This window comes from Candidatus Nitrotoga sp. BS (assembly GCF_927797785.1).
GTDB lineage: Bacteria > Pseudomonadota > Gammaproteobacteria > Burkholderiales > Gallionellaceae > Nitrotoga.
Genome location: NZ_CAKMLL010000115.1, coordinates 24,327 through 39,344 on the forward strand (window position 1 = coordinate 24,327; position 15,018 = coordinate 39,344).

Below are 15,018 nucleotides of genomic sequence, written 5' to 3' on the forward strand. Positions count from 1 at the left end.
CGCCATGACTGAAACGCTCCCACAAGACGATAATGATATTGATGATAGTGTAGACGATGAAATTTACGCATGTCTTCACCTCACTGAACCAAAGGTTTTTTTCTTTATGCTGGTGCTGGCTCTGGCAAAACGCGATCACTGGTGAATGCGATAAATCGTGTTCGTCGTGAATATCAGAGGACGCTACTGCTTCAAGGGCAACACATAGCCGTGATTACCCAAAGAAATGGCGGCTTCTCGGCTAAAGCAACCGTTTACTGCCAGCAGAAAAGGACGATCAATGAGCGTCAACCGCGTCGGGCCGCTTCGATCGCAGCGATGTCGATCTTTCCCATCTGCATCATCGCCTCGAAAGCGCGCTTGGCCGCCGCGCGATCAGGATCGGCGATCGCTTCAATGAGGACGCGTGGCGTGATCTGCCACGACAGGCCCCACTTGTCCTTGCACCAGCCGCATTCGCTTTCCTGGCCGCCGTTTCCGACAATCGCGTTCCACAATCGGTCGGTTTCGGCTTGGTCGTCGGTCGCAACCTGGAAGGAAAAAGCCTCATTGTGCTTGAACTCCGGACCACCGTTCAGGCCGATACAAGGGATGCCAATCACGGTGAATTCGACCAGCAAGACGTTGCCCTGCTTGCCAGCGGGATAGTCACCTGGCGCGCGATGGATCGTTCCCACCGTGCTGTCCGGGAATGTTTCGGCATAGAACTGCGCGGCTTCTACTGCGGTGCCGTTGTACCAAAGACAAATCGTGTTCTTGCTGACCACTTTAGTTCTCCTATGGGTGACCAATAAATAGTTTAAACCATGAAGACTGCCCGATTTCTTGGGCAATTGGCGTTCCTTAAGGTGACGCACTCGCGCGCTCTGCTTTCAACTGTGCGCCCATGTCTGTTCTCTTCTGTGATGGTTGATACAAAAATCGTTGAGGGCGCATCTTGCCTCAAGCGGCGTGGTGGTTCAACCCAGAATGGCCGATATTGCAAGACCTCGTCATTCCCGCGCAGGCAGGAATCCAGCGATTCTATTCAAATGCCTTTGGAAAAATCAATGGGAACAGATTCGATTGGTGGTTTTGTTTTTGACTTCCTCAGACCGTCGATGTGTTTGGGGCTTTATCGATCAATTCTGACCCCTACTGATTATCTTTGCAACATGTGCAATTTGCGGTGGGTATTTGCATATGAATTCAAACACAACGGATCATATTGAGAGGAATCGTGATGGTGGTTCTGGTAATGTAGAAAATGGGCAACTAACACATTCTTATTGCAATTCTACCTACAAACAATGAATTGCTTAAGAGACCAGCCGTTCTAGTGAGAGAACCCTAGGTGTACAAACTCTGCTATGCTTTAAAACGGCAACGGCATGATGACCGGTCGCGGAAGATTTCCGTGGGTTTGAGTTCGAACCCGTACATTAAGACCTTACTATATCCATCACGTCGTTGCCGCCCATATATGACGATAGCGAAACTAAAAGAATTAAAATCCCTAGACGATGTCGCTCGTGCGTGCGGCGTCGAGTTCGACTTCATCGAGGCTTACTCGAGCAGCCAAAACCAGAAATCTTTCTTCAATGTGCTGAAATTGCCCAAGCATGGGCGGCGGCGCAAGGGCGAGTACCGAATTGTCTTCGAAGCGCGCGAACAGCGACTGGCTGCTTTTCATCGCTCCATATCGATGATTGTGACCAATAGCGCAGTCTTCGGCGAACATGTTCAAGGTTTTATGAAGAAGCGTTCTACTCGAACTAATGCGGAGAAGCACCTCGCTGCAAAGGTGCTGCTGCACGCTGACATCAAAGGGTTCTTTGATGCCATCACTACCGAGCAGGTTAGGAACGCTTTTGTAACAGAGGGGGCCGCTGTTCGCATGGCAGATGTGCTCGCTAAGGCATGCACCATCGACGGACTGCTACGGCAAGGCACGCGCTGTAGCCCAACCATCGCAAACTTGATCTGCTTTGACATGGACCAGTCGTTCTTGCGTCTGGCACACTCGCACAACTGCGTCTATACACGGTACGCAGACGACCTGACTTTCTCAGGTGACCAAGTGCCTTCCGACGACTCGGTAAAAGAAATTCTTGAAAGCCGAGGTTTCAAGCTTCGCGACGACCAGTGTTACCGCCAATACAGGGGGCGGAGCCAGTACGTGACCGGGCTGACCATTGCCGATCCGAACCAGCCGAGGCTGCCAACAAGACTGAAGCGCCGTCTGCGGCTGATGATGTACTACATCGATAAGCACGGACTCGCCGACCACTGGAGGAAGGTAGGTGTCAATGATGTGATACAAGAGGAGGCTTGGCTTAGGGGAATGCTCAAGTACGCGGGCTCAATTGAGCCAAAGTTGGTTAACCAGTGGTGGCAAATTTTTGGCGAAGCGTGGTCTAATCGTACATCTTACGAGCCTATTCCCGGCAACGAGGAACACTAAGGCAGTGGGTTTGAATCTCGCTTATGCTTCTCGCCTGTGATCACGTTCTCGGCGTACCTGATGCGGGTGCGAAGGTTCTCAAACAGGTTGGCGGTCTCCGCATTTTCTGGCGCAGACAGATGCCGGGCGCAAGCCTGAGCTATCAGCGCAGCAAGTTCCTCTAGCACTGAATATTTATTAGTACCGGGCCGCGGAACATCGACGGCGCGATGATAAGCCGAAAGCACTGTTTCTGTGGCTAGCTTGAGGTAGGTAGGCATGTCGGCTAGGCGGGTGTGTACCTGCTCGAAGCGTTCGCCTTTCTTACTCAGCCGATGCACTAGCGGATCGACGAAGAATTTGCTTATCCTTTCTTCTCGGGACAGCTTGTTGAACGCTTCCTTGGGGCCGTAGTACATGTAAGCTGAGAATGACATTACGGCCAGTTCGCGAAGTACTAATGCTCTCGTGCCTAGGTCCTCTACCAACTGTTGCAAAGATGTGCTCTGAGCACGCTTCTTTGCTGCTGCGTTGACCAAGGAGTCCTGCTGAATCAACACTGGAATCTTCTGAAGTTGCTGACGCAAGCGGTCCGGTGCGTCAGTCACGAGATACACACTTGCGCAGACCGGTGCATCGGCATCGGCATCTAGGTACACCCCAAATGTTGAGAGGGCTAAATGCACTGAGGTATCGGCTCTGTGCTCCGGCGATACAGCCTCGATGTTCTCTGAAGGAAGTGGGTGCGAAGCTTTTATGATCGCTTTCGTAGGTAGCGAGGTGGCCGCTTCCACCTCGCGGATGAACGCAATAAGTGATGCGTGAATTGCCGCACTGCGGTCTTTCGGCTTGCAAATCGTAATGTGGTCGGCCTCAATAGGAATGCCGACTTCTCCGGGGATGTGCGCCCAAGAACTCATAGGCGAAACGATAGTCACGCCCGGTAACAATCGTCCTCCCAACCACCACGGTAACCTGACGGGCTGGGTTTCCATGAAGATGCGCGTCTTGAAGCCAAGGTCTGTGCGCAGATTCAAAAAGTACTGGTTCAGGACCTCCAAGTGTGAGTCGTCCAAACGTAGGTCGCTCACCTGCGGGTTCGCTCTCATGAGATGAGCCCAAGCCACGATCGTAGCCAGCTTCGAGCCGAAGTGCGGCGTACCCACAAACGCGATTCCCTTGATGTTGCGGGCAAGTTCCTTATGGCGTTCGACATCCCGCGACATCCCTTGCTGCAAAGCAGTCTTTATGACCAACCCGCCGAGGCTGTGCCCTATTAGGATAAGCGGCCCGCCTAAGAGCTTGGGTTCGTTGCTTAGGCGCTCTAAGACTGCGGTCGCCTGTCGGGAAAGCGCCATGGCATCTGCCTTCCAGCGGGTCATTGCCGCGCCATATCCTAGCAGCCACACTGGACAGCCAGTATCCTCGCCGACCCATCGTGGCCAGAGTGTGCTCTTGTCCTCAGGGTCTGCCATCCAGGTCTTGCGAATGTCTCCGTCTAATCCATGGATAAAGACAAGTCGCGGCTTACCAGTGGTCTTCAACGGCTCGTGTATAGAAATTAGGTTCGCCATACTTTTCTCTCGCTTTGAACACCAGTTTATCTGGCTCAATTTGCTAACATTCTAAGGCTAGCATGATTTGCACCGGCCCATGGCAAACGTAACTGAGCTTTAGCGAATTAGGCGACGTCGTGTTGTACCGATTAGTATTTTTCAGCATCGGTTTTTTCAGTGTATCTGAAAACAATCTGCTTATTGGTGGTATGAACTATCACTACGTTGTCTTAATGCATTGCCACTTGATTGATTCTCTTTGGTCTAACGGTCGTTTCTTGTCGAAAGTGACTATTCGGAAAAAAATGAAAGCGGGCATCCAAGCAGGCTGCACCGACAGGAAATTGCCACAGACCGCTCAGGCCAAAAAGCCGACTAACGATAATACTGATTCTCGTTAGTCAGCTTTATCCATTTACATCAACAGTAAACGGTGCATAGGTATGTAAATAGGTTGATTAAAAGGCCTGCGCCTCGGGGGGTGTCATCCTGTGGAGCAGGAATTCTTCACGGCACGCTGCGAGATCACCCCCCACTGTTTGATCTGATAGTCGATCCATTGGCGTTGCAGGATGAATACTTCATACGCATTATGCAGCTCGCTTTTCCGCGTCCCGCATAATGCGTATGCCGACGCGCGCCAGATCGCCTAATGCACCAGGTTTTTCGATGCCGACTACGACCCGGCTGCAATGCCATTCGGTTAACATGCGCTGGGCAACGTGCTCTGCTAAAGCTTCCAGCAATCGATAGCGACAGGGTGCAAGCCAATCGGCAAGCTGCCGCTCGATAAGAGTACGTGTCAGGCCAAGCGGGTGTACGCTTTCTAGTCGCAAATCGAAAACGAGCGGACGTGAGGCTGCCCGTTCCCATTCGTACACGCCGATGACGGTATACAACGTAATTCCATCATGTGCGAGCGTTTGCGCCATCAGGCTGCGGTGTTGCGCAGTGCATGCGCTACAGTAACCATGTTGCGCAGAGCCGATTCCACTTCCGGCCATCCGCGTGTTTTTAATCCACAGTCTGGGTTAACCCACAAACGCTCTCGCGGAATAACAGCACATGCTTTGCGCAACAGACGCAGCATTTCTTCCTGACTCGGCACACGCGGTGAATGGATGTCGTACACGCCTGGACCGATATCGTTCGGGTAGTGGAAGGCTCGGAAGGCTTCCAGCAGTTCCATATCCGAGCGCGATGTTTCTATCGTAATTACATCTGCATCCATCGCGGCGATGGCAGGCAAAATGTCGTTGAATTCTGAATAGCACATGTGCGTGTGAATTTGTGTGGTATCTCGCACGCCGCTGGTACTGATGTGGAAAGCTCGCACTGCCCAGTCGAGGTAATGCGCCCAGTCCTGCCGTTTGATCGGCAAGCCTTCGCGTAAGGCGGCTTCGTCAATCTGAATGATGCCAATGCCCGCCCGCTCCAAATCCTGTACTTCGGCGCGAATCGCCAGCGCGATTTGCAGGGCGGTAGCAGCGCGAGGAATATCGTTGCGCACGAATGACCATTGCAGAATGGTGATGGGTCCGGTGAGCATTCCTTTCATCGGTTTGTCGGTCAGGCTTTGCGCGTAGCAACTCCATTCGACGGTCATTGGGTGCGGGCGTGAAATGTCGCCATAGATGATAGGGGGTTTTACGCAGCGCGAGCCGTAGCTTTGTACCCAGCCGTATTGCGTAAAAGCAAAGCCTTTCAGTTGTTCGCCAAAGTATTCCACCATGTCGTTGCGTTCGGCCTCTCCATGCACCAGCACGTCGATCCCCAGTTCTTCCTGCTTGGCCACTACATCGCGGATTTCTGCCTGCATTGCCGTGCGATATTGCTCCTCGCTTAGTTTGCCTTGCTTGTAGCTCGCGCGAGCATTGCGGATGGCTGCGGTTTGGGGGAAAGAGCCGATGGTAGTGGTCGGGAAAGCAGGCAGCTTGAATTGTGCTTGCTGTGCAGCGATGCGCTGGGCAAACGGCGTAGAGCGTTTTTCATCGGCAGATTTCAGGGCTGCAACACGCTGATGCACTTCACGATCATGTCGCAGCGGCGAGTACACGCGGCTTTCCAATGCAGCATTGGCTTTTGCCAATTGAGGCGCGATGGAATCCTTGCCGTGCGATACACCGTGCGCCAGGGTGGCAACCTCCTCAAGCTTTTGTGTGGCGAATGCCATCCAACTTTTGACGGTTTTATCCAGTCCGGTTTCTTGTGCTAAATCCACCGGCACATGCAACAGGGAACAACTGGGTGCAACCCATAGTCGATCTCCCAGTATTGCGCGCAATTCTTCGAGGAGTGCTAAAGAAGCAGGCAAGTTGTTGAGCCAGATATTACGGCCATCTACAATACCTGCAGAAAGGATTTTATCTGCCGGGAAATTGCGGATAAAGGGTTCAGCTTGCTGCGGAGCGCGCACCAAGTCGATGTGCAGGCCGGCAACCGGCAAGGCTTTTAGCGCTTCAGCATGGTCTTCCACGCTGTCGAAATAGGTGGCGAGCAGAATTTTGGGGGCGTCCTGCGACAGGCTGGCGTAGGTGTGAGCGAGTGCTGCCACCCATTCCTGCGGTAAATCGAGTGCCAGCACAGGCTCGTCAATTTGCACCCACTCCACGTCTTGCGCTTTCAGGCGCTCCAGAATTTGCTTGTACACCGGAATTAGTTTGGGCAATAAATTCAGGCGGTTCAACCCGGCGTGTTTTTCTTTACCCAGATACAGGTAGGTGAGCGGGCCAATTAAGACCGGCTTGGCGTTGATCCCCAGTGCCTGCGCTTCACCTACTTCATCGAATAGACATGTGCTATTCAGGTGGAACTCGGCGGAATTCAGGAATTCCGGGACGAGATAGTGATAGTTGGTGTCGAACCATTTAGTCATTTCCATGGCGGGCTGTTGTGCATTGCTGCGCGCAAGCTGGAAATATTGTTCTAGTGTTGATGAACCTGTAAAACCGAATCGTTCGGGCGCAGCACCCAAGAGGACGGTCATATTCAACATTTGGTCGTACCATGCGAAATCCCCAGCCGGAATCAAAGTAATGCCCGCATCGCGCTGCACCGCCCAGTGCCGCGCTCGTAATTCTTTGCCGATGGCGAGCAGGGATGCTTCGTCCAATTGGCCATTCCAATATGATTCCAAAGCCTTTTTGAGTTCGCGTTGCGCGCCGATGCGTGGAAAGCCAAGATTGTGTGTAATCGCCATGATAATCCTCCGTTGGAAAGGATGGCATCTTCGGCAAATTCCTATTATTATGCAAAATCATAATTTTCGTATTCATCATTAAATTATTTAATAATGCTACCTCTACTGGAGTTACGCCATTTACGCATGTTGGAAGCCTTGGTCGGAAGCGGCAATTTGTCGCGGGCCGCTCAACGTTTACACCTAACGCAATCGGCAATTTCGCATCAGGTCAAACAAATAGAAGATCATTACGGCGTTCAATTGTTCGAGCGCAAGACCCAGCCTTTGCGACTAACGGCTGCCGGGCAGCGACTGCAAGTTTTGGCGGGAGCGGTGCTGGCACAGGTGGCAGAAGCCGAACGCGATATTGCACGCATCGCAGAAGGACAGGCCGGACGGTTGCGTGTAGCGGTGGAGTGCCATACTTGCTTCGAGTGGCTAATGCCCGCGATGGATGTTTTTCGTGAACATTGGCCGGAGGTTGAGTTGGATTTGGTATCCGGTTTTCATGTTGATCCGCTGGCACTGCTGCGCGAAGATCGCGCCGACCTTGCCGTAGTATCTGAGTACCGCCAGAACGGTATGACTTATCATCCTTTGTTCGGCTTCGAGATCGTCGGCATTGTTTCTTGTATGCACAAATTAGCGCAAAAAGAATTCCTCACTGCAGACGACTTTGCCGACGAAACGCTAGTGACTTACCCGGTACCTGAAGAGATGTTGGACGTTATCCGCAATTTTCTGAAACCGCGTGGTGTTGAACCGAAACGGCGCACCGCCGAACTGACCGTTGCGATTTTACAATTGGTTGCGAGCCGTCGAGGTATTTCCGCCATGCCGAACTGGGCGGTGCAAAGTTATTTGAAAACCGGCTACGTGCAAGGCATGCGTCTGGGTAAGGAAGGATTGTTTGGTGAATTGTATGCAGTCACACATAGGGAGGCTGCGCAAGCTGCTTATATGCAGGATTTTTTGGAAACCGTGCGGACTGTCAGCTTTAACCGCTTACCGGGGCTGATACCTCTAGCAGCCTGTCGGACTTAAAGGAAAGCGGCTGAAAATTGAGCGGAGAGGTATATATTTCGCCGATTTTTTGGGCAATAGAACAACTATTACCCTGCAAAATCATCAAGTGGGGTAAGCAGGCATTTCGCCGTAAGGCGAAAGCTCGCAAAATCTACCCTCGCTCAGCTCAATTTTCGCTACGATTCTTTAAGTCCGACAGGCTGCCAGGAGCGCACACCACCGCCGTAACAAGAAAAACCGACAAAGTAGTCATGCCCACAATAATCACACCGCAATGGTTATTTTTTTTGGAAGCTGATGTTTTTTTTCATGCGTTGTGCCACGAATAAGCGAAATTCTTCCATCACCACAACCATTTCTTCTCTCGATGTAGGGATGGGATACGAGGCTTCGACAAATTCGATCTCAATATTTCCGTCATGTGTCAATGCGACTCCCAAAAAAAGCAGAGGGATGGATGCTTTGTACGAATATTCAAAAATATTGGGGGATAGAAACAGAAAGTCATTTTGAAAATTTTCATCTGGTGCATGGTCGCAGTAAATCAGAACAATCTCATCGTTGGCTAGTGCTTTGCGGACTTTGAAAAGTGATTTTGCATCAGATTTAATTAGGCGTAGGGGCTCGGTGCAACCCCAATTCCAACCATAGGCATTTTTTCTAGGACCGCCATCAGAGATACTCGTAACGGGTAATCCGTGTTTTTCTAGAAAACCAAATACGGCCATGGTTAAACCAAAATGAGCGCTACATAGTATGAATCCACCGTATTTACGGTGATATTCCAACAGCGCCTGTTCGTTAGGACTACGGAAGGGGATTTCGATATAAGCGTAGCGAGTTATGGCAGAAAGAATAAATTTTAAGAGCGTTGTTTTATTGAAGAATGATTTCTGGTGTCGACGAAAAACTAAGCGATCAACAAAGGCAGCCAAGGGAAAAAACCATTTGACCCAAAGAAGTGCAGCCCAATAGCACTGATGAGGAGTGCACATCTTGGCAATAACGAACCCTGAAACTGTAATGAAAATTTCAATAAGTTTCTTGAATAATTTTTTTACTATTTCCAACATTTGTATGGGACTTGTGTTTGGGAGAAAAGATAGTGTTTGAGATTGCACAGTCATTGCAGCGGCCTGCTTGTTCAATGGTAATCCTGACCCAGTCCGACAGCGCCTTGGTCGTGCACTTCAATTCCTTGAATGTAGCACTGGTAGCGGCTTATCGGTGCTGAGATTTTTTGCCCAGGCTTGCACTGAGTTATGGTCGATAGCTTGTCCTGCTTCAACTTTATTCATTCATTCTAGGGTCATGCGCCTACGCTGTTCTTCTTGGTCTTCCAAATCCGAGAACACCTGTTTCACAATCCATCCACAGGAACGCTCCACACGGGTGGCAATTTGATCCATCATCTCTGCCATTGGAACGTGTCTGTTAGAATTTTTGTATCCATTAAAGTCTCTTTAAATCGTAAATAATCATAGTGATTAAGTATGATGATTGCAACCAATCAACGTGATAGATATAGTCAACTGTGAATTCGAAGATACAGTGAAGAATGGGATATTGCTCGGGCTTCCTTGGCAAGCGATCTCAATGGTGTGCTCAATCATCCGACCTCTTAAGTAAGCCTTTTGTACTAGAAAATAAAATAAGATTTATAGAAAGTGTCATCGAAAATGAAGGTGTGCCCATCGTCGAAAACTCAGTCGTGGAGCCATCTATACCGTTACCATTGCATACCTGTAAGTTTTATCGGGCTAGCACTCCGGTACAAGTTATAAAAATCATTATCATTAGGCAAAGAACGTATAAATATAATTGTTATTCAACTAGTTATTGTGTTATTTTTATGTTAAAGATGAAATCAATCGTTTACTACTTGGCAAAAAATTCGCCCTGAATTTAATTCTATGATTACGGATTAAATGATCACCAATACCTGTTGACATTATTTAACGAGGACGGAGATTGATAAATGCAAGCTCAAATTAGATTTATATTAAGGCGTATCAAAGAGAAGCTGTGGGTAAAACCACTTTTTATTTGTCTGCTTTCCATTGCAGCTGCATTTTTAGCTCAGCTAGCCGATCAAATGGCCTTATTTCAAAAGGCTCCTGAAGTAACCTCAGAATCAATCAAAATGTTATTGTCGACCATTTCCTCCAGCATGTTAGTGATGGCAGTATTTGCCGTTGGGTCTATGTTGTCGGCCTACCAGTCGGCCAGTAGTGCTGCAACACCTCGTGCTTTCACGCTAGTGCTAGCAGACGATGTCTCACAAAATGCGCTTTCCACTTTTATTGGCGCATTCATTTTTAGTATCGTTGCTCAAGTTGCTTTAACCAATGGTTACTACGACAGAGCCGGACGATTTTCCTTGTTTGTGATGACTGTCTTTGTTTTCGCGATAGTCATTTTTAATTTTATAAGATGGATAGATCGGATTGCTCACTTAGGGCGTCTTGATACCATTATCAAAAAAACAGAAAACGCTACCGAAAAAGCACTGTGCCGTCATTTAGATGCGCCTACATTGAGAGCCCTAAAGGCTCCAGGTCGCATAGACGGAGTGGCGATATATGCGCAGACTATTGGTTATATTCATCGAATTGACGTTGGCGCATTACAGAGTCTTGCTACCGAAAATGATTTATTTATTGAGGTTGCGTCCTTACCGGGCGCATTTGCAGCGCCGGATAGGCCAGTGGCATATATGCGATCGTCGCAGAGTACTTTAGCGGAGAAAATTGATACCCAAGGTATTGCCAAGTGTTTTTTTATAGGCAGTAACAGAACTTTCGACGAAGACCCTCGATTCGGGCTTGTTGTATTGTCGGAAATTGCGAGCCGAGCCTTGTCGCCTGCCATTAACGATCCTGGAACTGCAATAAGGATTGTAAATAGCTTCGTCCGGTTGCTGTCACAATGTGCTCAGAACTCAACGCAAGCAGAATCAAATCAAGTTGAGTTTGACCGAGTGGCTATTCCAGAGATTTTGTTAAGTGACATGTTCGACGATGCGTTTAACCCCATTGCACGCGATGGTGCCGGAGTCATTGAAGTTGTAATAAAACTACAAAAAGCTCTGTCGACATTGGCCGACCTGGGTAGCGCTCCAATGAAAGAGGCAGCCATAGGGCGTGCCAATTTGGTTTTTGCGCATGCCGAAAATGCGCTGAAGGTATCGGAAGAAATTGTAAAGCTTCGACTCGTGTCTGATTTTATTTTTCATCGCGAGTCGCGTTCATTGTAAAAACTTTAGTTGTTCTGGACAAAACAGAAAAATTCGTTTCGTCCGCTGAAATTAGTGCAAATTTAAATCGCACGTTTAGTGCGTTGAATTTTTGGCATGAAAATTGCTTGAATAATTTAGATTGTCACTATTCCATCTATATTGAGGTTGTCTAATTATCATGAATGCCTTGAACAAATCCAAGTGCCTGTTGTTAGATGAGATTCATAAATTACGTGCTGAGCTAGCCGCTGTCAAGCTAACGACAGAAAATCGCACAAGTGAACTTTATAAAAGAGTAGACCTGTTCTCTCTGGCTACGCGCGGGGCTAATGATGGGTTGTGGGACTGGAATCTTGAAACTGATGAAGTCTATTACTCACCTCGCTGGAAAAGCATGCTGGGTTATGGAGAGAATGAACTTGATAATAATTTAGAAACCTGGGCAAGTCTGGTTTATCCCGATGATAAGAGTATGGCGTTAGAAAAGGCTCAGGATTACATAGCTAGCCGATCAGATTCCTATGAAGTAGAAATGCGTATGCATCATAAAGATAGTCACAAAGTTGTTGTGCTATCCCGAGGGTTTCTTGTTACTCGCGAGTCTGATAATAAACCCATTCGTCTAGTTGGAACGCATGTCGATATAACAGAACGTAAAAAAGCAGAAGCATTTGATAACAACCATGCCGAAATTCTTGAGATGATTGCACTAGGGCGCCCGGCATCTGACATTTATGACGCCATAGCATTAATGTATGAAGGACGTCACTCTGGATTACGCTGCTCAATGCTCGAATTACATGGCAATAAACTCATGCATGGCGGAGCGCCAAGCTTGCCGAAGGAGTATTGTAATGCGTTGCACGGTATGGAAAATGGGCCCGGAGTTGGCTCGTGCGGAACCGCCACTTATACCGGTAAACGTGTTCTAGTTGAGGATATTGAGACAGATTGTAAGTGGGAAAAAATTAAACATATCGCACTACCTTATGGTCTGCGTTGTTGTTGGTCTGAACCCATTAAAAACTCCCATGGAGAAGTTTTAGGTGCATTTGGTATGTATTACAACCACCCTGCATTGCCTAATGAAGAGGAATCAAATGATCTGAAATCTGCGGCAAGGCTTGCTGGAATTGTCATGGAGCGGGATCAAGCTCAAAAGCGTATACGAGCGTTAGCCTATACCGATGAATTAACAGGACTTGCAAGTCGAGCCCATTTTTATCAGCACCTTGAAAAATTAATAAAAACATCTGACCGGCATAATCATCGTTTCGGTCTGCTATATATTGACCTGGATGACTTCAAAGATGTTAATGACAGTCTTGGGCATGATGCTGGTGACTTACTGCTCAAGATCATTGCTAAGCGTTTGGAAAGTACTTGTCGTGCAATTGATTATGTTGCACGTCTCGGTGGCGATGAGTTCTGTATTATCGCCGAAGAGATAGATGCTGACTATCACGCTGCCAATGTTGCGCAACGTTGTTTTGATGCCATATCACAACCCGTCGAGCTTGCTTCAAGAAAACTCACGCCGACTTGCAGTATCGGGATTGCACGCTACCCTGATGATGGAGAAGATATATCAACTTTATTAAAAGCTGCTGATATCTCTCTTTACGCTGCAAAGGAAAATGGAAAAAATCAATACGCCTTTTATAAACTGGAGTTTACCCGTAAAGCAGAGTACCGCTTCCAGATCGAGCAATGCCTCAGGGAAGCGATCGAAAAGCATCAGCTATCACTCGTTTATCAACCTCAAATTAAGCTAAAAACCGGTAAAATTATTGGTGTCGAAGCATTGTTACGCTGGCACCATCCACTACTAGGCCAAGTCCCACCAGCTGATTTTATTGCTACGGCCGAAAAAATTGGCATGATTAAATCACTTACCGAATGGGTATTGCGCACAGCCTGTAGACAAGCAGTTGCTTGGAAGAATGAAGGTTATCCTGGTCTGCGTATGGCCATCAATATTTCTCCAAGCCATTTTCTCGATTATGCAATTGTGCCACTAATTAATCGTATTATTGATGAGACAGGAATGGCTCCAGCTGAACTGGAGTTAGAAATTACCGAGATTGTTGTACAGAAAACGTATCCACAGCATCACTTAGTTTTTCAGGATCTGAAAGATCGGGGTATTCAACTGACAATCGACGATTTCGGAACAGGTTTTTCAGCTTTTGCTTCTCTTAAAAACCTTAATGTTGATTTCCTGAAAATAGACAAACACTTTGTTGATGATATGCTGGTCAATAATAAAATCCTGATCCTTATTAGTTCTATGATAGAAATGGGTCATAAGTTGGGATATGGAATCATCGCTAAAGGTGTCGAGACCTTAGAACAGTTAAATATTCTCACAAACCTTGGTTGCGAGACAGCCCAGGGTTATCTGTTTAGTGAACCTGTCAATGCCAATGAAATAACAAAATTGCTGAGCAGGTAGGTAACTAACAAAAAATAAACTATCGGCTGAGCTGGCGGACTATAGAAGTTTGATATTTCCTGGATTAACCGGAAATCTCACTTATCTGTGAACAGCCTACAGTTCAATAAAAGATAAAAATGCACAGGGCTATATGCGTAGCATCGAGTTAATCCATCCTCTTAAAATACTCCATCTAAGTTGTTGTTTTAAATAATTTCGATTGGATTGCCCTTCGGGCGATTTGGGCCTTGAACCGATAGCCACGCTAATTCTGTATTCCACTCAGATGCTGCTCGATAAAGGCGCAGCACTATTGAATTTGAACGGTAGACCCCAACAGAGGCTCACTATGCTGAAGAACATCACCTGGAGGATCATCGTTTTGTCATTGGTCACGATGTTGGAAGCTTGCATGTATCTACCATTATCCACGCAGGTATTCGATCCTGATTGTCAGGTTGTTGCGAATCACATGGTGCTTCAAGAAGTGCAAATTGCCGCCGTCCACCAGTGCGCGAATCAAGGCTGCCTCGCACTAGTTGTTGGCGCCGGTGCGGTCACAGCAGCTTCGGTTATCATCTCCGGCACGATCGTTATCGCAGGCAATATCGCTTACTGGTTCGAAAGAAGAGCCCAGTGTCAGACGCCTTAGTAGGCGCCACTCTGCTAGGCGGGAAGGGTGATCAATTCGAGTTAGAATGAATTGTCGGTATTACTTAAACTGCTTATATGGATCCAGAGAAGGCTTACTCACCTGTCAATCACAACCGTTATGGCTGGACAATATTGCAGAATGTTGCGCTGCCCTAAAATTACGGTCCAGTAAATTAACGGCTAAGGAAATGAAATGAGCGTGGCGCTGATGCTTGGCTATGCTTTCCGATATAGGCGACTTTACTGACATTGTGAAATGTATTACGTTAAGGTCACATAGATCACAGGAGGCGCATGCTCAGTCAAGAAGAACAATCACGCATTCGCGAGTCGATAAATGCCGTCTCGGTGCGTGCCTCTTGTTCCATACAGAAATGCACGAACGCTTGTCAGGCGCTCGCCTTTTTGAAGTCGCTGCACTCAAGCATTGACGCTGTCGTAAGTGAACCCACTGCTGTCCGGTTAAATGAATGGTCAAATCGCTGGAAGCCATGATTGACGGCA

At 48.0% G+C, this 15,018-nt stretch carries 13 protein-coding genes; 8 read left to right on the top strand and 5 right to left on the bottom strand.

From position 1 onward, the window contains the following. The first annotated feature begins 4 nt into the window (after positions 1-4). On the top strand, positions 5-145 hold the full coding sequence (locus MJ769_RS13710; protein WP_239237702.1) for a hypothetical protein: 141 nt from the start codon (positions 5-7) through the stop codon (positions 143-145). Between the two features lie 142 nt (positions 146-287). Here the strand turns inward: MJ769_RS13710 and MJ769_RS13715 are convergent, their stop codons facing one another. Next, a complete protein-coding gene (locus MJ769_RS13715) occupies positions 288-767 on the bottom strand; it encodes a VOC family protein (RefSeq protein WP_239237714.1) in 480 nt (159 codons plus the stop codon). Between the two features lie 394 nt (positions 768-1,161). On the opposite strand from MJ769_RS13715, the gene MJ769_RS14815 reads away from it, so the two are divergent. Together MJ769_RS14815 and MJ769_RS13720 are read left to right on the top strand one after the other, a co-directional pair. Further along, entirely contained in the window at positions 1,162-1,293 is a 132-nt protein-coding gene (locus MJ769_RS14815) for an HNH endonuclease (RefSeq protein WP_445083100.1), read from the top strand. Positions 1,294-1,402: 109 nt separating this feature from the next. After that, on the top strand, positions 1,403-2,443 hold the full coding sequence (locus MJ769_RS13720; RefSeq protein WP_239237703.1) for a reverse transcriptase family protein: 1,041 nt from the start codon (positions 1,403-1,405) through the stop codon (positions 2,441-2,443). Here the strand turns inward: MJ769_RS13720 and MJ769_RS13725 are convergent. Continuing rightward, positions 2,440-3,996: an esterase/lipase family protein gene (locus tag MJ769_RS13725; RefSeq protein WP_239237704.1), complete on the bottom strand. Its 1,557-nt coding sequence runs from the start codon at positions 3,994-3,996 to the stop codon at positions 2,440-2,442. The genes MJ769_RS13720 and MJ769_RS13725 overlap by 4 nt on opposite strands. Positions 3,997-4,115: 119 nt before the next feature. Between MJ769_RS13725 and MJ769_RS13730 the strand changes: the two genes are divergently transcribed. Further along, a complete protein-coding gene (locus MJ769_RS13730) occupies positions 4,116-4,379 on the top strand; it encodes a hypothetical protein (protein ID WP_239237705.1) in 264 nt (87 codons plus the stop codon). 189 nt (positions 4,380-4,568) lie between these two features. Here MJ769_RS13730 and MJ769_RS13735 read toward each other — a convergent pair whose 3' ends face one another. Next, entirely contained in the window at positions 4,569-4,910 is a 342-nt protein-coding gene (locus MJ769_RS13735; protein WP_239237706.1) for a dihydroneopterin aldolase, read from the bottom strand. Further along, positions 4,910-7,177, bottom strand: coding sequence for a 5-methyltetrahydropteroyltriglutamate--homocysteine S-methyltransferase (gene metE, locus MJ769_RS13740; RefSeq protein ID WP_239237707.1), 2,268 nt, complete (start codon positions 7,175-7,177; stop codon positions 4,910-4,912). The genes MJ769_RS13735 and metE overlap by 1 nt, the downstream gene beginning before the upstream one ends. 93 nt (positions 7,178-7,270) lie before the next feature. Here metE and MJ769_RS13745 point away from each other — a divergent pair, with 93 nt between their 5' ends. Further along, complete coding sequence (locus tag MJ769_RS13745; protein ID WP_239237708.1) at positions 7,271-8,203, top strand: LysR family transcriptional regulator; 933 nt, start codon at positions 7,271-7,273, stop codon at positions 8,201-8,203. Between the two features lie 260 nt (positions 8,204-8,463). On the opposite strand, the gene MJ769_RS13750 is transcribed toward MJ769_RS13745, so the two are convergent. Then, positions 8,464-9,333, bottom strand: coding sequence for a hypothetical protein (locus MJ769_RS13750; protein WP_239237709.1), 870 nt, complete (start codon positions 9,331-9,333; stop codon positions 8,464-8,466). Positions 9,334-10,163: 830 nt separating this feature from the next. Here MJ769_RS13750 and MJ769_RS13755 point away from each other — a divergent pair. The 3 genes from MJ769_RS13755 (at position 10,164) to MJ769_RS13765 (ending at position 14,512) form a co-directional block, all read left to right on the top strand. Continuing rightward, positions 10,164-11,441: a DUF2254 domain-containing protein gene (locus MJ769_RS13755; protein WP_239237710.1), complete on the top strand. Its 1,278-nt coding sequence runs from the start codon at positions 10,164-10,166 to the stop codon at positions 11,439-11,441. 160 nt (positions 11,442-11,601) lie between these two features. Further along, positions 11,602-13,878, top strand: coding sequence for a bifunctional diguanylate cyclase/phosphodiesterase (locus MJ769_RS13760; protein WP_239237711.1), 2,277 nt, complete (start codon positions 11,602-11,604; stop codon positions 13,876-13,878). 331 nt (positions 13,879-14,209) lie between these two features. Continuing rightward, positions 14,210-14,512, top strand: a complete 303-nt coding sequence (locus MJ769_RS13765) for a hypothetical protein (RefSeq protein ID WP_239237712.1) — start codon at positions 14,210-14,212, stop codon at positions 14,510-14,512. The last annotated feature ends 506 nt before the right edge of the window (positions 14,513-15,018 follow it).

Bases quoted from the DNA above. Each gene is read 5' to 3' on its own strand.
- MJ769_RS13710 (WP_239237702.1), top strand. From the start codon at position 5: ATGACTGAAACGCTCCCACAAGACGATAATGATATTGATGATAGTGTA.
- MJ769_RS13725 (WP_239237704.1), bottom strand. From the start codon at position 3,996: ATGGCGAACCTAATTTCTATACACGAGCCGTTGAAGACCACTGGTAAG.
- MJ769_RS13735 (WP_239237706.1), bottom strand. From the start codon at position 4,910: ATGGCGCAAACGCTCGCACATGATGGAATTACGTTGTATACCGTCATC.
- metE (WP_239237707.1), bottom strand. From the start codon at position 7,177: ATGGCGATTACACACAATCTTGGCTTTCCACGCATCGGCGCGCAACGC.
- MJ769_RS13745 (WP_239237708.1), top strand. From the start codon at position 7,271: ATGCTACCTCTACTGGAGTTACGCCATTTACGCATGTTGGAAGCCTTG.
- MJ769_RS13755 (WP_239237710.1), top strand. From the start codon at position 10,164: ATGCAAGCTCAAATTAGATTTATATTAAGGCGTATCAAAGAGAAGCTG.
- MJ769_RS13760 (WP_239237711.1), top strand. From the start codon at position 11,602: ATGAATGCCTTGAACAAATCCAAGTGCCTGTTGTTAGATGAGATTCAT.
- MJ769_RS13765 (WP_239237712.1), top strand. From the start codon at position 14,210: ATGCTGAAGAACATCACCTGGAGGATCATCGTTTTGTCATTGGTCACG.